This is a genomic window from Bradyrhizobium sp. AUGA SZCCT0158 (assembly GCF_018130065.1).
In the GTDB taxonomy this organism is placed as follows: Bacteria; Pseudomonadota; Alphaproteobacteria; order Rhizobiales; family Xanthobacteraceae; genus Bradyrhizobium.
In genome coordinates this window covers 68311-89011 of sequence record NZ_JAFCME010000022.1, presented here as the reverse complement: position 1 = coordinate 89011, position 20701 = coordinate 68311, and the positions used below count along the sequence as shown (strand labels likewise).

General features: G+C 63.6%; 10 protein-coding genes. 3 read left to right on the top strand and 7 right to left on the bottom strand.

Annotated features, from left to right (window positions below; genetic code table 11):
- Positions 1–24: 24 nt before the first annotated feature.
- The gene (locus JQ574_RS26815) at positions 25–399 is read left to right on the top strand and encodes a helix-turn-helix domain-containing protein (RefSeq protein ID WP_212210912.1); all 375 of its coding nucleotides are present in this window, start codon (positions 25–27) and stop codon (positions 397–399) included.
- A 35-nt stretch (positions 400–434) separates the two neighbouring features.
- On the opposite strand, the gene JQ574_RS26810 is transcribed toward JQ574_RS26815, so the two are convergent.
- The 7 genes from JQ574_RS26810 to JQ574_RS26780 form a co-directional block, all read right to left on the bottom strand.
- A complete protein-coding gene (locus JQ574_RS26810; protein ID WP_212210914.1) occupies positions 435–1745 on the bottom strand; it encodes an HlyD family type I secretion periplasmic adaptor subunit in 1311 nt (436 codons plus the stop codon).
- Positions 1746–1748: 3 nt separating this feature from the next.
- On the bottom strand, positions 1749–3497 hold the full coding sequence (locus tag JQ574_RS26805) for a type I secretion system permease/ATPase (RefSeq protein WP_212210916.1): 1749 nt from the start codon (positions 3495–3497) through the stop codon (positions 1749–1751).
- A 129-nt stretch (positions 3498–3626) separates the two neighbouring features.
- Entirely contained in the window at positions 3627–13097 is a 9471-nt protein-coding gene (locus JQ574_RS26800; protein ID WP_212210918.1) for a choice-of-anchor I family protein, read from the bottom strand.
- A gap of 321 nt (positions 13098–13418) precedes the next feature.
- Positions 13419–14666: a DNA polymerase IV gene (gene dinB, locus JQ574_RS26795; protein ID WP_212210927.1), complete on the bottom strand. Its 1248-nt coding sequence runs from the start codon at positions 14664–14666 to the stop codon at positions 13419–13421.
- Between the two features lie 112 nt (positions 14667–14778).
- Complete coding sequence (locus JQ574_RS26790; protein ID WP_212210929.1) at positions 14779–15978, bottom strand: adenylate/guanylate cyclase domain-containing protein; 1200 nt, start codon at positions 15976–15978, stop codon at positions 14779–14781.
- Positions 15979–16103: 125 nt separating this feature from the next.
- The gene (gene pdxA / locus JQ574_RS26785) at positions 16104–17114 is read right to left on the bottom strand and encodes a 4-hydroxythreonine-4-phosphate dehydrogenase PdxA (protein WP_212210931.1); all 1011 of its coding nucleotides are present in this window, start codon (positions 17112–17114) and stop codon (positions 16104–16106) included.
- Positions 17111–18394, bottom strand: coding sequence for a four-carbon acid sugar kinase family protein (locus JQ574_RS26780; RefSeq protein ID WP_312014694.1), 1284 nt, complete (start codon positions 18392–18394; stop codon positions 17111–17113). The genes pdxA and JQ574_RS26780 overlap by 4 nt, the downstream gene beginning before the upstream one ends.
- 403 nt (positions 18395–18797) lie before the next feature.
- On the opposite strand from JQ574_RS26780, the gene JQ574_RS26775 reads away from it, so the two are divergent.
- Positions 18798–19970: a patatin-like phospholipase family protein gene (locus JQ574_RS26775; RefSeq protein ID WP_249119616.1), complete on the top strand. Its 1173-nt coding sequence runs from the start codon at positions 18798–18800 to the stop codon at positions 19968–19970.
- A complete protein-coding gene (locus JQ574_RS26770) occupies positions 19970–20638 on the top strand; it encodes a PepSY domain-containing protein (protein ID WP_249119609.1) in 669 nt (222 codons plus the stop codon). Before JQ574_RS26775 ends, JQ574_RS26770 begins: the two co-directional genes overlap by 1 nt.
- Positions 20639–20701 lie beyond the last annotated feature (63 nt).

Below are 20701 nucleotides of genomic sequence, written 5' to 3'. Positions count from 1 at the left end.
ACCGGAAACGCGGACACGTTCGCCATGGCAAAACATGACTTCCGATCGACATGCTCCATCGCGCGCGCGCTGGAAGTCGTGGGCGACAAGTGGACCCTGCTCATCGTTCGCGACCTGATGTGGCACGGCAAGCAGACCTTTCAGGCGCTGCAGGACAGCGCTGAACGCGTCCCCTCGAACATCCTGTCCGAACGTCTCAAGCGGCTTGCGGAATGGGGCCTGGTGAAACGCGACCCCTACCAGCAAAACCCGGTCCGATACGCCTATCAGCTGACCGACGAAGGAAAGCGCCTGGAGCCCGTCCTGCTGCAGATCATGAATTGGGGCCACGAGCACCTCGGCGGCGGGCGCTACGACCCCAAATCAGGCAAGAGCTTCAAAGCTCGAACTGGGTCTTAAACGCGCGGCAACGCCGCGCTCACCAACCGGAAGAGCTATCGTTCGCGAAAGGCGCGGGCGACCTGGTCGAACATCGGCTTGGTCAAGTAGGAGCCAACCGTCCGATCCGCTGTCTTGATGAACGCTTCGACCGGCATGCCGGGCACGAGCTTGACCTCGCCGAGGCGCGCGAGCTCTTCGGGCGCAATGGCAATGCGCGCGGTATAGTAGGTGACGCCGGTGCGCTGTTCCGTGGTCACGTCGGCCGATACCCGGCTGACGACCCCATTGATCTCCGGCGTCGTGCGCTGGCTGAAGGCGGAAAAACGCAGCGCGGCAGCCTGCCCGACCCGCACCTGATCGATGTCCTGCGGCGCCACCCTCGCCTCGACCGTCAAACGCTCGGAGTCCGGCACGATCAGCATCAATTGCTCGCCGGCACTGACGACGCCGCCGATCGTGTGGACGTTCATTTCGTGGACGGTGCCTGAAATCGGGGCCCGGATGTCGACCCGCCGCAACTGGTCTTCGGCCGCCACTTTCCGCTCGGCGTATTCACCCGCCTTGCCGTCGATCTCGCGCATTTCACGGCCGACTTCGCTGGCCAGTTCGCGGTCGATCTGGGTGATCTGAAGTTCGATCTCGGATACCTTGCCGCGTCCCTGCGCCGCCGCCGCGATCAGCTGCGCCCGTTCGCCGTCAAGCCGCGCCGCTTCGCGCTCGAGCGCCGTCAGGCGGTTGATCTGGATCAGATGCTTGCTCCAGAGTTGCCGCACCCCCTCCAGCTCACGGTTGACCAGATCCAGTTCCTGCGATTTGGCCGCCTGCTGGGCAGTGATGCCGACCGCTTCCTCGTTGAGCTGAGCGATCCGCTCGCGCAGCTGTCGCTTTTGACCAAGCCGCGTGGTGTTGCGCAGTTCGAACAGACGCTGCTCATCGGTCATCAGCTCGACAACGCTTTCCTCCTGCCGCCGGTCCTTGAACGCCGAGGGCCATGACACTTCCGCTGCGCCGTCGCGTTCGGCACGCAACCGCGCGCGGCGCGTCGTCATTTCATCCAGCGTCTTCGACACGATCTGCAGATTTGCCCGCGTCATGGTTTCGTCGAGCCGGACCAGGAGGTCGCCGGCCGTCACGGCTTTGCCATTGGTCACCGCAATTTGCCCAACGACGCCGCCGGTCGGATGCTGAACCTTCCGTGCGTTGGATTCGACCACGACACTTCCCGGCGCAATCAGGGCGCCCGAAATTTCGGTGGTTGCAGCCCATCCGCCGATGCCGCCGGTGACGAGCATGATGGCGGCCAGCCCGACCGCGATGTGTCCGCGAATGGACGAACGAGGGTCGATCAAATCAGCGTCAGACATCGCTCATCCCTGGACGGCTTGCACAACTTTGGGCGCGCTGACAGGCCCATCGCGCCGCAGCACCTTGGCCAGCACCTCGTCCTTGGGGCCGAAGGCTTGCTGTCGTCCGCCGCTCATCGCGAGCACGTGATCGACGCCCGACAGTGCGCTCGGCCGGTGCGCGACCACGATCACGATCGCGCCGCGGGCGCGGACACCCAGGATCGCCTGCGTCAATGCCTCGTCGCCTTCGGCGTCAAGATTGGAATTCGGCTCGTCCAGCACGACCAGGAACGGGTCGCCATAAAGAGCACGCGCCAGCGCGACGCGCTGTTGCTGGCCGGCCGACAGCGCGGAGCCCTGCTCGCCGATCTCGGTGTCGTAACCTTGCGGCAACGACAGCACGAGCTCGTTCACGCCAGCAGCTTTCGCCGCCGCGATGATCGCCTCCGACGAGGCGTCGGGATCGAACCGCGAAATGTTCTCGGCAACGGTCCCTTCGATCAATTCGACGTCCTGCGGCAGATAGCCGATGTGGCGCCCGAGTTCATCGGGCACCCATTGGTCCAGCGTCGCGCCGTCAAGCCGGACGGCGCCACGTGCGGGCGCCCACAGTCCAACCAGAACCCGGGCCAGTGACGATTTTCCCGACGCGCTGGGGCCGATCACGCCGAGCCCGTTACCGGCCTTCAGGGCGAACGTCACCTCGTGCACGACCGCACGCTGGACGTCCGGCGGCGCCGCGCTGATATTCTCGACGCTGAGACCGCGTTGCGGCTTCGGCAACGAGGTCGGCGTTCTCAGTTCCGGCAGCAACATGAGCAGCTTGTGCAGGCGCTGGCGCGCCTGTCTGGCGCCGACGAAACTGCGCCAGTGGGAAATCGCAAGATCGACCGGTGCGAGCGCCCGCGCCGACAAAATAGACGATGCAATAATGACACCCGCGGTGGCCTGCTGGTTGATCACCAGATACGCGCCGACGGCAAGCACGCCGGACTGCAGCATCATCCGGAATGCTCGCCCCATGGCGCCAAGGCCCGCGGCGAGATCACTCGAATCGACTTGGCCGGACAGGAATTTGCGGTTCAACGACTGCCAGCGGCGCGAAATCCATCCGGTCATGCCGAGCGCCGTCAGAGCCTCGGCGTTGCGACGGCTGGTCTCCGCCAGCCGCGCGCGTTGATTGCCGATGCGATTGGCGTCCAGCGCCGACTTCTTCGCAAGCAGTTCCGACAGCAGCGTCAGCGAAACCAGGACCAGCGCGCCCGCCAGCACCGTGACCCCAATCCAGAAATGGAAGGCAAAGCAGATTGCGAGATAGAGTGGAACCCAGGGCAGATCGAAGAAGGCCGTTGGCCCCGGGCCGGACAGATAGCCGCGGATGGTATCGAGGTCGCGCAGCGGCTGGATCGACTCGCCGCGCTTTGGCGCCTGGATCGGCAACCGCATCACCGTCGCATAGACCCGATCCGACATCTCCTGGTCGAGACGGAGGCCGATCCGAACCAGTAACCGGCCGCGCAGCGCGTCCATAAACCCCTGAAAGACGTACAGGATCAGCACCAGCGCCAGCAGGCCCAGCAGCGTCGGCACGCTCCGGCTGGGCAGCACCCGGTCGTAGACTTCCATCATGAAGAGGGAGCCTGTCAGCGCCAGAATGTTGAGGATGGCGCTGAATCCGGCGATGGCAAAAAACGCCGAGCGGCAATGCGCGAGCGCCTTATCCAACTCGCCGCGGGCGGCATCTGTGGGTTGTTGCCGGCTGGTGGTCAATGGTTGCGCTCACTCGTACAGCCTTTGCTCGTACAGTCTTGGCGGTAGCCGAGAATTGTTACAGTTATCTGACAAAACGAAATGGGGGCGCGTGCGCCCCCACTCGTATGACCAATTCGGCATGGACCGTCAGGCGAAGCGGAAGTCATCCACCGTAAGCGTCGCCTTGTTGACCCCGATCAGGGTGATGCTGGACCCGTCAGCGTACTCGATCTCGGTGCCGATCTGGCTGTTGGTGACCGCGCCCGACGCCATCAACGCGTTGAAGTCGGCGAATGCGCTGGCGTCCAGCTGGAGGACATCGTCCGAGCCGGCGCCCGACTTGAAGTCGAATGCCAGATCGCGTCCGCCGCCTTGCTGGAATATGAAGGTGTCGTTGCCCAGACCGCCGAACAGCTGGTCATTGCCCTGGCCGCCGGCCAGCGTGTCGTTGCCGTCCTCTCCGAACAGGATATCCCGGCCGGCCTCACCGCGCAGGGTGTCATTGCCAAGACCGCCGAACGCGAAGTCATCGCCGGTTCCGCCATTGACGATGTCGTCACCGCCCTGGCCGAAGGCAAAGTCAACCGAGCCACCCGCATTGATGAGATCGACACCATCCGTACCGAACAAGAGGTTGGTGCCGTTGGTGCCATTGATCACGTTGGCATCGGTATCTCCGTTGACCGTCAGCGTGAAGGTTCCGGTCGACACAGCGTGGGCACTGTCTTGCGCCGTATAGCTGATCGAGACGGTGGCGCTTTCGCCGGTGTTCAGGCTGTCGAACAGGTTGCCCGGATTGAACTGCAGCTGGCCGCCCGGATTGATCGAGAAAGCCGTCTGGGCGTTCGCGTTGCTCAGGTCGATGCCCGAGACGCCGGTCACCTCGAAGGCCGACAAGGTCGGGGATACGCCATCCTCGACGTCGGTGTCGTTGGCCGTCAGGTCGAAGGCCATCGACTGGTTTTCGCCTACGGTCGCGACGTCGTTCACCGTGACCGGCGCATCGTTCACCGCGGTAACGGAGAAGCCGACCTTGCCGGTATCCGACCCGCCGTTGCTGTCGCTGAGGGTGTACTCAAACGAGGCCGACCCGTTGAAGTTGGCCGTCGGCGTGAACCGGATGCCACCCGCTACGATCTCGGCCGTGCCGCCCACGACATTTGCGAGCGCGGTGATCGAGAGCGCGTCAAGGTCGGCATCGGTATCGTTGCCGAGAATGCTGGCGAACGGAATGACGAACGCCGCCGCATCTTCCGCCACCGTCGCTGCGGTGTCGTCAAGGGCCATCGGCCCGCGATTGACGATCGCACTGTTGATGCCGCTGCGATCGAACTCCTGGCCATCGGCGAAGGTCACCTTCTCGACGCCGCCGCTAACCCGCTGATCCTTCAACGTGATCACGCTGCCGTTGGACAGCTCGATCTGAGTGTCGTTGCCAAACCTGCGGAACGTAACATTCGCAGCGTTCTGATCAACGAGTGCCAGCGTATCGGTGTCGGCCGGTGTATTCGCCGCTTCGGTAATGATGTCAGAACCGTCGCCCAGCTTGTAGGCATAAGCGTCCGAACCCGCGCCGCCGTTGACATTGTCGTTGCCAGTGCCGCCGACCAGCTTGTCGCTGCCGTCATTGCCGCGAAGCCGATCGTCGCCGGCGCCGCCCAGCACGGTGTCATTACCTGCATCACCGAAGACGAAGTCGTTGCCCTCGCCGCCCTCGACACGGTCGTTGCCGTCGCCACCCTCGATGACGTCGTCACCGCCGCCGCCCAGCACGAGATCGTCCCCACCGAGGCTGCGAACGCGATCGTCGCCGTTCTTGGCAAAGATCGAGTCCTTTCCGGCGGTGCCGGAGAGATCATCCTCACCGTCGGTTCCCATGATCGGAAGGACGGTATCGTTGCCGCCGTTTGCAACCAGATTTTGGATGCGCTGATCCTGGGCCGGGGTCGTATCGGCCTGCGCGAACGGGGTTGTGGAGAAGTTTGCCGCGAAATATTCGGCCAACGCATCCTGCTCGAAGCCGTCGTCGGTGAATGTTGCAGCGCCCGTACGGGTAGCCACGTCGTCTGCCGGCAAATTATCCGGAGACAGATCGACGCGATTGGCAAAGGCCGAGTTGGCAGCGATGTACTCGGCGAACCGGAAGCCGTCAGGCCGGTTGAACCCGCCCGGGGCGTTGGGATTTGCCCCACCGATCAGGAAGCTCAGCGTCACCATACGGATCGCCGCCGGAGCATCAGCAACCACGTCCCCGTTCTCGACGACGACCGCGATGACGTGTTCGTTCTCGTCGACCAACGTGACCGAGCGGACCCGGTCACCCGCAGCGCGGGTCAGATCATAGCTGAACCGGAGACCGCCCACCTGGGCGAAGATGCCGCCCGGGTTGGAAACACCGTTTTCCAGCGCTTCGAGCAGTTGCTGTGGCGTCAGCGTGACAAGGCTGAGCGCGTTGTTGAAGCGCAGCGAATTCTCGATGTCGAGCTGGCTGACCTCTCCCGCTTCCTTGCCAACCTCGGGGTTTGCCGCAGGCGGAAGCTCGGCACCGTCGCCCTCGGAGCTGATCGAGCCGATGGAGTCGCGGATGCCACCGCCGTTCTTGATCGAAATCTGAACGGCGCTGTCGTATTCCGACTTGGCGTACCACAGGTTCGCGTCGGCGGAGAGGTTTCCGAGATTGGTTTCCTGCGAACGCACCTCACCACGCCGACCCTCAAGATAGACGTCGGTACGGCCGAAGGTGACAGCATCCTTCTGGGTGATAATGCCGTCGATTGCGGTGGTGAGATCGCGCACGGTATCGCCGCGTGAACCCTCGGCGAACGGATCGATGCCGGAGCCTTCGTAAACACGGGCCAAACCCGCATCGTCAGTGGCATAGGCGCCGTTCACGCCCGGATCGAGGCTGGCGGGAATGATGTCGCCGTTGGCATCGAACTCGAGCACCAGTCGGCCGACATATTTGTAGTTCCCGTCGGTGTTGACGAGAACCGTGTTCTTGCCGCCTGCGTTGGTGATGATCTGCGCGTACTCGCCTTCGCTGACGTCGCCCGGACGGAGAACATCGTTGCTGTCAGAGAGCAGCGTGTTCGAGCCGCCGCCGATCACGACGTCGACGCCGTGCAGGAAGCTGATGAGCTTCTGCTCGTTCTTCAGCTCCTGCAGCTGCGAAACGATGATGACCTTGTTCACACCCTGGGCGATGACGGCATCGATCGCCGGCTGAATGATCGCGGCAAGCGCGATGAAGTCGGCATCGGTTTCCAGCGTGCGCGGGCCGATGATCCGGACGCCGCCGGGGGTCGTGATGTCCTCGAACACCGGAGTAGTGACACCGACCACACCGATCTTCTCGCCGTTTTCCTCGAGAATGGTCGAGGGCGCGATGCGGCGGCCGCCGCTTGCACCGACACCGAACGTCGCTTCGGTCAGCGGCGTGGTCTGGGCATTGGGCGCCAGGTCCGGCTCGCCGGCGAAGTTCAGGTTGGCGGCGAGATAGGCAAACCGGGTTCCTTCGTAGCCGCCTAGCGGGCCGGCACCGTCGGGATCTGCAAGAGGACGGATGAGGTTCTGCACATCGCGCGGGCCCGGATCGAACTCGTGGTTGCCGATGACCGACGCCTCGATCCCGATCGTGTTCAGGATGCGGATATCGGCGCGGCCGATGCTCGGCTGGAAGAACGATGCAAGGCTCGGGTCGCTGGCCGCGTTGAAGAACGGGCTCGGAATGTAGTTGTCGCCCGACGCCAGGGTGATCGAGTTGGCAAACGTATCTTCGAGTCGGTCCACGATGGCTGCGAAGCGCGGTGCGTCGTCGATCGCCTTCAGGCCTGCCTCGAAATCCGACGCGTGCAGGATCTGAAGCTTGTAGGTCAGCGGCGCCGCGACGGTGAAGTCGAGGTCGTTCTGCGCGATGCCGCCGAACGCATTGCCGGCAACGTCGGTGATCACGCCCGAGGCCAGTGTGACGTCGTAGGCGGCTCCGGCGGCCAGATCGGCGGTCGGATTGATGGTGACAATGTTGCCGGAGATCGTGACCTGCGACGCATCGCCGATCGCGATGGTGCGGGTGTCTCCCGCGCCGTTGCTGATGACGATGTTTCCGGACCCTGCCGCGACGGCTTCGTCGAATGTCAGCACGATGTTGCTGCCGGCGGCGACCGCAGTCGCGTTGTCGGCAGGCGTGGCCGCGGTGAGGACCGGCCCCGTTGCGTCAAGCAATTGCGCCGCGGTAAGCGTGCGGTCCGTAAACTCGAACCGTTCGACGTTCGTGACGGTGTCAACGCCGTCGGCGGAGCCCGCGCGGGTATCGGTGATGACGAACGAGCCACCCTGCTGGGTGATCGTGTAGTTGCTGCGCGCGCCGGTGTAGACGGCGACGTCGCCGGCCGCACCGTTGGCGCCGCCATCGACGGCGTCATTGCCGCCACCAGCGGCAATGCGATCATCGCCGCCAAGGCCGTCGATCGTGTCGTTGCCGGCGAGGCTGCCGCGCACGCCAAACTTCGCCGTGTAGGCGGCCTGATCGAACACGTCGTTGCCGGCGGTGGCGATCGCAGCCGAACGGGACATCACCAGCGACGACACCGACGGATCGTGGTCTGAAAGCTGGTCGATGAACTCCGAATTCATGTGCACGATATCGAACTGGGCGCTGTCATACAGGTTGTTCGAAACCAGGATGTGATCCAGCGCCTGAGCATTGCCGTCGAAAATGTAGGAATAGCGCTCGTTTTCCGGGAGCTTGCTGATCAGCTCGGAGAGCACCGCGGTACCGGGCGCGAAGACGCTGGGGGTCCCGTCAGGGTTGGCGGTGGTGCGGGTGAGCGCGCCGGTGACGAGGTCGACGACCGGGAAGAACTGGAAGTCGTTCAGATCGCCCAGCACCACGATGCGGTCATCGGTCGCCGAGCCGTTGGCCAGCAGGCCATCAACAAACGCGTTGATCGTCTCCGCCTGTCCCTCGCGCTCGTTCGACGAACCGGTCTGCTGCGCGGACCCGTTGATCGGGTCGGCATAGAGCGGCAGATCCAGCAGCGTGGTGTAAAGCGGCGCCGAACCGCCCTTCGAGGAGAGATGGTTGTTGACGGTCCAGAACGTGCCGCCCTGCTCGTCGGTGTAACCTACCGGCGACCATTCCATCGGGAGCGATTTGCGCGTGGCGGTGAAGTCGGTATTGCCCTGCCCGATCTGGCCAGCGCTGGCAAAATGCTGCACCTTCACGCCGTCAGCGTCGCTGACGATGTCGGTCAGGCCGTTGCGGGCGCTCGGAGATACCGCCAACGGGTCGTAGAGATAGGCGACACGCTGATTGCCGCCTGGGATGCCGCCGATGTTGTCGATCGGTGCGGAGTCGATCGCCACATAGCGCGGTCCGCCGGCAGCAACGATGGCGTCGATCAGCTGCGACAGGGTTTCCGAAGCGCTCGTGGTGCTTGAGCTGGTGGCGCCGTCATTGTCCAGCACCTCCTGCAGTGCAATGATCTCGGGTGCCTTGAGGTTGTTGACGATAGCAGCCGCTAGACCGGCGAACTTGCTCGCCGGCGTCGGCACGCCATCCACCAGTTGACCAACCGGCGCCAGGTTCTCGACGTTGAAGGTGGCCACGCGAATCCGGTCGAGATTCTCGACGATCGTGGTGGTTTCCTTCTGCAGGTTCGCCGCGGTCACCGGGCCATAGGCCTCGGTCGTGTTCACCTCATACTGGCCGTTGGCGTAGTTGACGACGCCGGTCACATCACCCAGGCGGTCGCCGGTCTGAAGGTTGGTGGGCAGCGCCACGCCGGCTTCGTCGTCCAGCTGAATGCGCTCCGGATTGAAGTCGAACACCTTGTCGGCGGGCTGCGTCATTCCCGGCGTCGTGTCGCTGATGGTCAGGCCGCCGCGCGGATTGTTCGAGGGGTTGGCGCCGACGTTCGGGGTGACGAACTGTTCGTCAAAATTCGAGTGGAACGGCGTGGTGACGCGCACATCTTCCAGCGTGACGCGCATGCCTTCCAGGGATTCCCAGAAATCCGACCCTTGATTCACCGGGTCATAGGTGCCGCCCGGAGCTGATGTATCGACGTCATCGTCACCGAGCGACACCAAAGCCGGCTTGCGCTCGAGGCCGGTCGCGAGGTTGTCGACATCGCCGACGCGCACGGCGGTCGGCAGCGCATTGCCCGTCGACAAAATGCTGGTCGTGCCTGCTACCGGGTTGAGCTGCGTCGTCGACAGCTGGTTGGTGCTGGCGAACTCGCTGACGGTTGCGGTCAATTGCACTTCCGCACCCACGACGATCCCGGCCGGGATCGTGGCGCCGGCACCAGTCCCCAGGAACACAAAGACGCCGTCCGAAGTCCGGTAGTCGCCGTCGCCGACCGCGTCCTGAATGTAGTAGCCGACCGGGTTGTTGCTGCCATTCTCCGTGCCGGAGGCGTCAATCGCCGTGACGATGCCGCGCACCGTCACCTGCTGGCCGACGAATTCCGAGCGATGTCCGGCGCCCTGAACGTCGTAGATGTGCATGGCGTCGTCGTTCTGGATCGTGCCGGTGGCGACCGCCTGGGTGGCGCTCACGGCAGCGGTGACGCCGGGCTGCGTCGTCGACGCGCCGGTCACCGTCAACGTGAAAGTCTCGTTGGCTTCGAAGGCGGCATCGCCAGCGACGTCCACGGTCACCGTCACCGACGACTCGCCGGCCGGAATGGTGGCGTTGATGGTCTTCGGCAGCGCCGCAACACCGGAGAAGTCACCGGTGTTGGCCACGGCGGATCCGAGCTGCAGCGACACGTCGACCGCACCGATGGTGCCGTTGGTGCGCTCGATCACGAACGAATAGGCGGTTGTGCCGCTGTTGCCTTCTGCGTGCGAGACGCTGGTCGACGACGAGGCGACGCGGACCTCCTGGGTATAATCGTCCGGCAGCGCGGCATAGACCGTCAGGCCCGAGCCGGTATAGGCGCCCCCTGTCGAATTCCCCTCATTGGCGGTAAGCACGAGCGCCGTCCCGGTCGGCGAATCCGCGGCGCTGATGAACTTGGTCACTTCGGGCGCATTGCCTTCGCCCACGCCCGGCGGCTTGTACCCGACGAACGATGCGTTGGCGGGATCGGTGATGTCGTAGATCATCACACCGCCCGCGCGCTCGAGGCTGACGAACGCATATGTCCGTCCGTCGATGACGCCGATATCGACGCCCTCGGGCTCCGGCCCCTTGTTGTCGGACCGGGTGTCGAAGCCGCCGCCTTCGGCGGTGTCGATGTTGTGTCGCGTCGCCAGGTCCCGCGCGATGATCGCTTCGAATTCGCCGCCGGTGTCGCGCACCTTGGTGATGGTGCCGTCGGCATTCTGCTTGAAGATCGACAGGCTGCGGCCGCCATAGGCGTAGATCTGGTCGATGTCGCCGTCGCCATCGGTGTCGCCGAGATCTTTTCGGATTCGCAGGCGGCCGAGGTCGGCATTGGCCCTCATCGCGGCCTCATCGGGATAGGCCGTGTTGTCGAGATCGATGGTGAATACGCCGCCGCCCTGTTCCGCGAGCGTCGCCTCGTCGTCGAGCAGCACGCGGGCATCGCCTTCATTGGCAGTGACGAAGTAGGTGTCGTTGCCGACCTTGAAGGTGGCGATGGCATCCGGTTGCAGCAGGCTGATGACGTCGGCGTTGCGAAGATTGATGGCCTGGCCGTTCGATGGGCCGTCCCGGTCGCTGGCATCGAACTTGTTGCCGGCCAGGGTGTGGTCGACGCCGCCCAGCGGCAGGATCGCAAGCGGCTTGGTTGCCGCCGGATTGGTCAGATCGATCACGGCGACCGCGTTGACCTCCTGCAGCGTAACGTAAGCGCGGGTGCCGTCCGGCGACACCGAAATGTATTCCGGCTCGATGTCTGCCGATGCCGTCTGGCCGGTCAACAGCGCGACGCCGGCCTGCTTCAGCACGGTCTCGTAGCCGTCGAGCAGATCGAACCCAACCGTCGTGGCAACCGTGGCCGCTGCGGCGCCGCCGGACAGATCGAGAATCGAAACGCTGCCTTCGCGATTGATCAATTGCGTGCCGCCGCCGGGCAATGTGATCTCTCCGGGCTCGCCTTCATTGGCGACCAGCAGCTTCGAACCGTCGGCGGTGAACACCACCTGATCGGGACCCGCCCCGACTTCCACGGTGTTGACGAGCGTACCGTTGGCGTCGAACAACGCGACAAAACCGTTGGCGCCGGTCAGATCGCTGGCGTAGGCGACGGCAAGCACGCCATTCTTGATTGCGACCGAATTTGCCCCGTTGAAACCGTCGAGTGCGGTCAGGTCGATCGAGGACACGAGGTTCACGGCGCCGCTGGCGCTGATCGAAACGATATCGATGGTGTTGCCGATGGTGTTGAGCAAGTAGGCCCGGCCGGTCGACGGATCGAACGAAACCACTTCGGCGTTGGTGCCGGCGGCGGGCGCGTAATTGCCGAGGCGAACCAGCTGAACCGCATTGGTGGCGGTCGGCGTTACCGCGTCGCCCTGCAGCGACGGCGCCTGATCCAGGATCGTGATGCCCTCGATCACGTTTCCGGGACCGGCGGCATCGTCGTTTTCGATCGTTCCGGTCGCCGTCGTTTGCGCGCCGAGCGAGGTCGAAACGGTTGCGTCGCTGTTGACGACCGTCTGAAGTGCCAGGTTGAAGTTCTCAGTCGGCTCGAACGTCGTGTCGCCATTGACCTGGACGGTTACGACCGTCGAGTTCTGCCCGGCGGCAATGCTGCCGTTGAAGGCGAACGGCGGAGGCGTTGCGCCATTGAAATCGGCGGCATCAGCCGCCGCCGAAGTCAATTGACCGCTGAAGCTGACGTCACCAATGGTGCCGCCGGTGCGCTCCACCGTGAAGCTGAAGGCGGTCGTTCCGGCATTGCCTTCGACCTGCGAGACCGAAACAGAACCTGAGGCGAAGCCGACAATCTGCGGCGGTATGCCTGACTGGATGGTGAAGGTCACACCCGCGAGCGGAGACTGCGCATCGGTGAGGAACGGCGCATCGGGCGTGGTGCCGTCGCCATCCTGGTCGCCGCTACCGCTTTGCGCGACAAAATTGGTCGTCGTATTGAACGCGACAAGGGCGTCCGCGCGCGATGCGAACGAGCTGCCACCGAAAGCCGGGTTGTAGGCGGCGACATCGGCGCCGTCGGTCCGGGGCAGCACCAAAGCCGTGGAGCCCGCGACGAGCCCGGTGCCTGCGAGCAGGCCGCTGACATTGGCGTCGGTGAAGCCGCCATTGTTGTTGGTGACCGCAGCCAGGAAGGTGGTCGGGGCGGTGTCAGAGGTTCCGACGAAGGCGTAGATCGACTCTTCCGAGTTACCGAGCGCAAAACCTGCGCCAGTGACTGTACCGATATTGGCGGTGCGGCCGGCCACGGAGGTGTTGAGGAGTTCGACAATCGTGCCGGCAGCCAGATCGCCTCCGCCATTGGTCCAGGTCAGCCCGCCTTCGCCGGTGTTGAAAGCGCCACCAGATCCGATTTCCAGGCCGTTCCATTCCTTGTCGCTGAAGCGGACAACCGTTCCCGCAGCAATCGGGTCGATGACAATGAACGCTAATCCGTCAGTTCCGTCCGCGTTGAAACCGACGAAAGCGATCGAACCGGGACCAAGAGCCATCGATAATCTCCATGATAAAAAAAGGCAAAAGCAGGCCGCAGCGGCACGAGGGGCTCGCGCAGCGTTGAAGGTGGGGAATCGCGTGTTGTCGCGCGGGGCGCGTCAGCGGCCGGAATATAAACTGGCGTTAATTACAACGCGGTGACGGTTTATTAACCATTGTCCATCGTCCACCGGAAGCGCCCCGCGACGCGGCAGGCATCGTGTCGCGAGTTAACCGCTTGCAAAATCCCCGTTTTAGTTCTCAGGCGACACACCCCGTTGAGTCTGTGACGGCGCGTGCACTGCGTAGGCTTTGGGCGCGCGCTGGACGCGTGACGGTCACAGGTCCTTTTCAGCGAGTTTGCGAAACGCGTCGGGAACGGAAGAAGAGACACCCGGCGCCACCGATCCATATCCGATCGCATCCCATCCGAAGCGATCGCGGATTTTATCGACGGCATGGTCGGCCGCCGAACGCGCCATGCCTCTTTTGCTGCCGGGGCGGCGTGCTTCATCGCCAAGTCCGAGCGGGAGTTCGAGCTCCACATCCCGCTGCTCTCCAAGATGCGACACGGACATCGCCAGGAGCGAGATGGTTTTCTCGTGAGGATGATCGGCGAGGACAGCGCGCACCAGGTCCCCGGCGACCTCGGCCAGAATCAGGGTCGCGGAGACCGGTGCGTCGAGCGTGACCGAACGCGTGACTGACTTCAGATTGGCGAAGCGAACGCGGACCGTCACGGTTCGCCCGGGCCTCGACTTGGCGCGGAGCCGGCTGCCGATTCGGTCGGCGAGGTGAAGCAAGGTGGGTCGAACAACCCGCCCTTCGGCGGGTTTCCTGCCAAGCGCCGACTGCGCTCCTGCCGATCGAGCCCGGCGGTGAGTCTTGATTTCCCGTGGATCACGATTCCACGCCAGCGCCGAAAGTTTCGTCCCTGCCGCGGAACCAAGCACCCGCTTGAGCGAACCTCCCGGTGTCGCTGCCAGCTGCCCGATCGTGAGCACGCCGATTTCGGCCAGCCGTGTCCGCGTCGCCGGACCCACGCCCCACATCAACTCGACCGGCAGGTGGTGAAGGAATCCGAGTTCCGTGTCGGGATCGACAACGACAAGCCCGTCGGGTTTGGCCACTTGCGAAGCAATTTTCGCCAGATGCTTGGTGCGCGCGACACCGACCGAGATCGGAAGGCCAAGCTCCGCGCGCACGCGTTGGCGGATGGCCGTTGCAATCTCGGCAGGCGGACCAAACAGATGGGTGCAGCCCGCGACATCGGCAAAGGCCTCGTCAATGGAGATCCGTTCGACGAGCGGCGTGAAATCGCCAATCACCTTGATGGCGGCATCGCCCAGCCGTTGGTATTCCCCGAAATGTCCGCCGACAAAAATGAGCTGCGGACAGAGTTCGCACGCTTGCCGTCCCGGCATGCCGCCGCGGACCCCGAAGGCCTTGGCTTCGTAAGACGCGGCAAGCACAACCCCGCCACCGACGGCAATGGGTTTGCCGCGCAGCGAAGGATCAAGCAGCTGCTCTACCGAGGCATAGAACGCATCCAGGTCCGCATGGAGGATGGTGGCTGTCGTTGCCATCCGACCGTTTGCCCATGACGTTTCGACGATGTTCCCGATAAAAGAACATAATGAGAACATTGATGCCTTGTGTCAAGCGACTGGAGACGATCGCACGGACATGGATCGGCATTCAGCCGTGATACGCGAACAGCTCGATTGGGTCGTTGAAGCCGCGCACGGGATGTTCGCCGACGCGTTCGAGATCGAAATCGCTCTCGACGAAGTCTGCGAACGCGCGGGACAGCAGCACCGTTTTCCCCAATTGCTTGGTGAGGGCTTCGAGGCGCGAGGCCATATTGACCGCCGGACCGATAACCGTGAAGTCGAGCCGGCTGCGCGACCCGATATTGCCGTACATGACGTCGCCGACGTGAACGCCGATGCCGTAGTTCAGCGGCGCACGGCCGGTTTCGCTGTTCTTTTCGTTCAGCGCCGTCATGGCCTGACGCGCCTCAGTCACGGCATGCAGCAGATTTGCGCAGGCCGAAGGCTGGCTGAGCGGAAAAATGGCGAGCAGACCGTCGCCGATGAATTTCAGTATTTCGCCGCCATGCCGCGCGATCGGCTCCGACATCGCGTCGAAATAGCCGTTCAGGAGATCAATGACGTCATCGCGCGGCCAGTTGTCGGAGATCCGGGTGAAATCACGTAAGTCGCAGATCATGATGGCGGCGCGCACCGTGGTTCCGGTTCCGCGCCTGGTGGCGCCCGCCAGAATAAGTTCGCCAGCATGCGATCCGACATAGGTTTCCAGCAGCGTACGCGCCAGCCGGTTCTTGACCCGGATCTCACTGACCAGCGCCAGCACCGGCAGCAATCTCTGCAGGGCGGCGATATGCGCGGCGTCGAAACCGCCTGGCCGGTCGGTAGCAAAGGTCACGATGTGCCGCTTGCCGAGCGTATGGTACAGCGGCCACGCCACATAGTCGCTCAAGCCTTTCGCCCGCATCTCGTCATAGACGGCGTGCTTGCGGCCTAGCGCAGGATCGCGCTCGAGATTCTCGCGCACCTCGGTGACACCGTCATGGATTTCGTTGGCGGGACTGCCGATATATTCGGAACGCTCCTGGACATCGTAATCGACCCGCGCAATTTCGGCCTCGCTCATCCCGTCTTCCCACATGATCCGGGCGCCAAGCCATTGCGGATGGTGGATCAGGATATGAAGCGACGCCCGCTTGACGGGAATGTCCGCTTGCTGAAGCCGGATGCACATTTCGGCAAAAATATTGTCGATGAAGCGCTGATCGCGCGTGCCGTTGGTCAGCCAGTGCACGACGTCACCGCCGGATTGCGCTGTGACGGGATCGATATTCGACGGCGCGTCCATACTTACTCCTGAGCGGTAACGTGGATCGATGGTGCGGGATATGTGTTCCCGCTCGACAACGTCAATGGAGGCCGCCGCAATTTGCCTGCGCGATCGGGAACGCCGGTTTAATCACCCATACTTGGTCACACACGATCGCGGAGATCCGCGTCCGGCGCCAGATCGGCCGCCTGCCGCAGCGCCTCGATCAGGCTGCGCTCATCCGCGATACCCTTGCCCGCAATGTCGAAAGCCGTGCCGTGATCGACCGAGGTCCGGATCACGGGCAAGCCGACCGTGATGTTAACGCCCGCTTCCAGTCCAAGCACCTTGATGGGGCCGTGACCCTGATCGTGGTACATGGCAACAACCATGTCGTAGTCGCCGCGGCCGGCCAGGAAGAACAGCGTGTCCGCCGGCAGCGGGCCGCGCACATCCCAGCCACGGCGCTGGCAGGCATCAATCGCGGGCGCGATCTTCGCCGCTTCCTCGCCACGACCGAACAACCCGTTTTCGCCGGCATGCGGATTGATCGCACAAACACCAATTCTTGGATTAGCGATACCGGCGCGTACCAGTACGCCGTGTCCGCGCGAGATCACGCGTTCGACGAGGCCGGGCTCGATCTTCTCGATCGCATCGAGAAGACCGATATGCGTGGTGACGTGGATGACGCGCAGCTTCGATGACACCAGCATCATCGAGACTTCGGGCGTTCCGGTGAGATGCGCCAGCAATTCGGTGTGGCCCGGAAACTTGTGGCCGGCTGCGTGAAGAGCTTCTTTCGATAGCGGCGCGGTGCAGATCGCCTGCGCGTCGCCTGCCTGCACCACCTCGACGGCCTTTTCGATGCAGCGATAGGCGACCTCGCCTGCTGCTGCCGACACCTGGCCGAACGGCAAATCGTCCGGCACCAATTTCAGGTCCAGGCATTGCACGGCGCTTGCGGCAAAGTCCGCCTGCTTGGCATCGCCGAGTGCATCGACCGCAACCGACGCGCCGACAAGCCGGCCTGCCTTGCGCAGCCGGTTGGCGTCGCCGATCACGAGCGGATTGCAGATTGCCCGCGCCGCTTCTTGCGCCAACGCCTTCATAATCACTTCGGGGCCGATGCCGGCGGGATCGCCCATCGTGATCGCAATCGTCGGGCGGCTCATGCAAAACTTCCTCTGGTTCGAACGGCGTGAAGGCGCTCGTTGATGCGTACAAGACTATCCGCGTCGCCGAATGCGCCCGCCTTGGTGACGACAGGAACGGACAGCGAGCCCAGCGTGAGGCCGAGCGACACGCCGGGCTCAATCTCGTCGGCAAGACGGATAGCGTTGACACCAAGGCCCGACAAGAGCGCTGCCGCGGTTTCGCCGCCCGTTGCCGCAATCGCACCGATCACGGGCGCGGCGACTTGCAGCGCTGTCGCTAGATTGTGGGCCAGAAGCGGCCCTACCGACATGTTCGGAGCATCGTTCAGCGATATCTCGACGAGAGCATCGCCACCATTAGCGAGACGCGCCATCACGCCGGAAGCAAGTTCCGCGCGATCGACATCATTTCCAGCGAGGGCTTTCGGCTCGACCGGAAAATATGCGGCCGTTCCCGTCTCTCTCAAGCGGCGCGCCGCGATACGGGAGGCCCCGGCGAGCGAACCGACGACAGTGAGCGTTCCGAACTTGCCGGCGGGAATACGCAGCGCTTCGCTGTCGCCACGACCCTCCAGATTCGCCAGCGCATGCGCAAGACCTGCGCTGCCGATGAAGACGCTCGCAGGCGATGCATGCAGCCCCGCCTCCGCGATCAGAGCCAGATCGTTCTCGGTCTCGGCGTCACAGATGGCAACCACGGTGGCCGACCGATCCGCCATCGTTGCGAACCTGGCTCGCAGATCGCCCCCACGCACAGCGGCGAGCGTGACCTTCTCGCCGCAAGTTCCAGCGGTAGCGAGAACGTCGTCGAGATCGGCATTCGGATAGGTGTGATCGCGCCGCCATAGCTCGGTTTCTTCCAAGGCCGCGCCGTGAACGAGGACTCGGCCATCGACGGTGGTGCGGCCGGTCGCCGGAAAGGCTGGTGCCAGCACGGCAAATATCCGCTCGGCGCCTGACTTCAAATGGGCAAGCGTCGCGGCCAGTTCCGCCGCGGGCTGTCCCCGCAACGTTGAATCGATTTTCTTGAACAGCGCGCGTTCGGACATCGGCAAGCGTGCCAGCACGCCGAGATGGCGCGCCGCAGCGGCCTCGGACGAAAGACCGCGGCTTGCGACGTCATGAGCCCAAACAGCTGCCTGGCGATGCCACGGCTTTGTGGCGTCATCCCACGTCACGACAGCCTCACGCCCCATCCTGCCGAAGGCAATGGAGCAGTCGGCGGCTCCGGTCAGATCGTCTGCAAGGATCAGCCAGCGACGGGCCATCCTTGCGCGGTCGGTGATATGCTTCGTCACCCCCAGACCCTACCCTATTTGCCGTATGCTGCCGTGCGCAGGCTGGATCCTTTCATCAATCGTAAAAGGTAATTTAATACCGTAAGCTTGACCCACTATTGACTTCTGAGCCAATCAACTTTAGTAAGTGATTACTCACTTGATTAGTTTGGATGTGTCTTATGGCGTCAAAGTGGCCCTGTCTCCGGCGATGCGGCCGGATGCGTACAAGGGAATCCGGTCCAGGCGGGAGCCGCGGCGGTCCAGCAATCGCGGGCGCCTGACGGAGCGAATGGTCGCGGCATCCCGATGGCGCCGAATGGCGAAGCGACTCGCGATGCCCCGCGGGTTGCCCCTGAGCGCTCCCTTCCAATCCGGAAATGTCATGAACTGCATCGGTCTTCGGACATCCGTAGCCTTGGCCATGGTTTCAGCGCTCAGCCTTATCACCGCCGGATGTTCGTCGCTGCCGAGGACGCCGCACAGCGTTGCGGAGGCATCCTCCGCGCGCGTGCTCGATCTGACGGATCTGCGCCGCTACGCCGACGAGCCCGCCGCCACATTCCGGCAATATCCCGCACCAGCCGCGCTGCGCGGACCGCGCACCTATCTTGCGTTATCCGGTGGCGGGGCCGACGGCGCCTATGGCGCCGGTGTGCTGATCGGCTGGACCGACACCGGCAGGCGTCCCGCGTTCTCGATCGTGTCTGGTGTCAGCACCGGCGCGCTCATCGCCCCATTCGCGTTCCTCGGTCCCGGCTATGACGCGACCTTGCGTGAGCTCTACACCAGCGGCATCGCCGAGAGCCTTCTCGACGCACCGAACCCGTTCAATGCCATCTTCGGGGCGGGCCTGTTCGGCAACGCCCGGCTGCGCGAACTGGTGGCCAAATATATCGATGCCGATTTCGTCGCGGCGGTCGCAGCCGAACATGCCAAGGGCCGGCGGCTGCTCGTCGTCACGACGAATCTCGATTCGCAGCGCACCGCGATCTGGGACATGGGGCGCATCGCCTCGCTCCGCACGCCCGCGGCGCTGAACCTGTTCCGGGACGTCGTCGCCGCATCGGCCAGCCTGCCCGTGGTGTTTCCGCCGATGCTGGTAACCGCGGAAGCCAACGGCAAGCGTTTCGAGGAGATGCATGTCGACGGCGGCGTGACCGCGCCTGTCCTGACGCTGCCGGAGGCCTACCTGCTGCACGATGCCAAGCCGGGCAAGCTGGACAATCTGCAGCTCTACATCCTGATCAACAACAAGGTAGAGCGTGAATTCAAGCTGGTTCGCAATGCCACCGTCGAAATCGCCGCGCGGTCGTCATCGACGATGACGAAAATCCAGACCCGCTCGATTCTGTACAGCACCTATATCTTCGCCCGCCGCAACAAGTTCGGATTCAACCTGACTTACATCGAGGGCGATCAGCCGGCTTCGCCGACCTCCGGCTTCGACACCGCCTATATGCGCGCGCTGTTCCAGTACGGTTACGACAGGGCGCGCGGCAACCGTCTCTGGTCGGTCTCCCCGCCGCCCGACGAATTGGAACCTGCGCCGATGTCCGGCGTATCAATCAGTCGGCAACTCGCCAGCGGCAATTGATGTCAGCCCCGACTTTTACCCCCTGCACGTGCGAACAACGAAAGCAGCCGATGTCAAACAAGCAACGATTTGCGGTCATCCTTCTCTCCCTCCTCGCGCTTGTTCCGCCATATGCGATACCCCCGTTATCGGCCACGCAGGCCGCTCAGGAGGAAGGCGCGGAGGGCGAGCGCATTCACCAGGACGCGGTGAACCGCGAGCTCGAGGCATTCCGTGCGGCACAGCTATCGCTGCGCCAGGCGATGGGAATCGCTGAAAAGCGGCACGCCGGTTCGAGAACCGCGGATATCAGCTTCGATGGCGCCTCGGGCTCCCCGATTTATCGCGTCAAGACGGTCCAGGATAACCGCCTCTGGGAACATGCGATCGATGCAAAAACCGGGGACACGATCGGCGCGGAAACAGTGTCGCATTTGAAGGACCTCAATCCGGACGACCGGAACAACGTCATGGCATTGCGGACCGTCCGGCAAGAGCTGTCGGACGCCGTCATCATCGCGGAACAAGTAGCGTCGGGACGAGCCATTGGCGGAAGCCTGATGGACGACAACGGGAAACTCAATTTCGTCATCGTCGTGGTGAGCGGCGGCAGCGATCTGAAGCAGGTCGTTCTCGAACCTCCGCAAGCAAAAGGCCGGGGATCGAACGCCCGCCATGGATCGCGATGATTCAATCACACCACGGCGAACACCATTCGATCCCGTCGCTGCGTGAAGGTCGTGCAGAAAAAA

Excerpts from the sequence above, each read along its gene's own strand:
- JQ574_RS26790 (WP_212210929.1), bottom strand. The coding sequence starts at position 15,978 with ATGGACGCGCCGTCGAATATCGATCCCGTCACAGCGCAATCCGGCGGT.
- JQ574_RS26770 (WP_249119609.1), top strand. The coding sequence starts at position 19,970 with ATGTCAGCCCCGACTTTTACCCCCTGCACGTGCGAACAACGAAAGCAG.
- JQ574_RS26815 (WP_212210912.1), top strand. The coding sequence starts at position 25 with ATGGCAAAACATGACTTCCGATCGACATGCTCCATCGCGCGCGCGCTG.
- pdxA (WP_212210931.1), bottom strand. The coding sequence starts at position 17,114 with ATGAGCCGCCCGACGATTGCGATCACGATGGGCGATCCCGCCGGCATC.
- dinB (WP_212210927.1), bottom strand. The coding sequence starts at position 14,666 with ATGGCAACGACAGCCACCATCCTCCATGCGGACCTGGATGCGTTCTAT.
- JQ574_RS26800 (WP_212210918.1), bottom strand. The coding sequence starts at position 13,097 with ATGGCTCTTGGTCCCGGTTCGATCGCTTTCGTCGGTTTCAACGCGGAC.
- JQ574_RS26810 (WP_212210914.1), bottom strand. The coding sequence starts at position 1,745 with ATGTCTGACGCTGATTTGATCGACCCTCGTTCGTCCATTCGCGGACAC.
- JQ574_RS26775 (WP_249119616.1), top strand. The coding sequence starts at position 18,798 with ATGGTTTCAGCGCTCAGCCTTATCACCGCCGGATGTTCGTCGCTGCCG.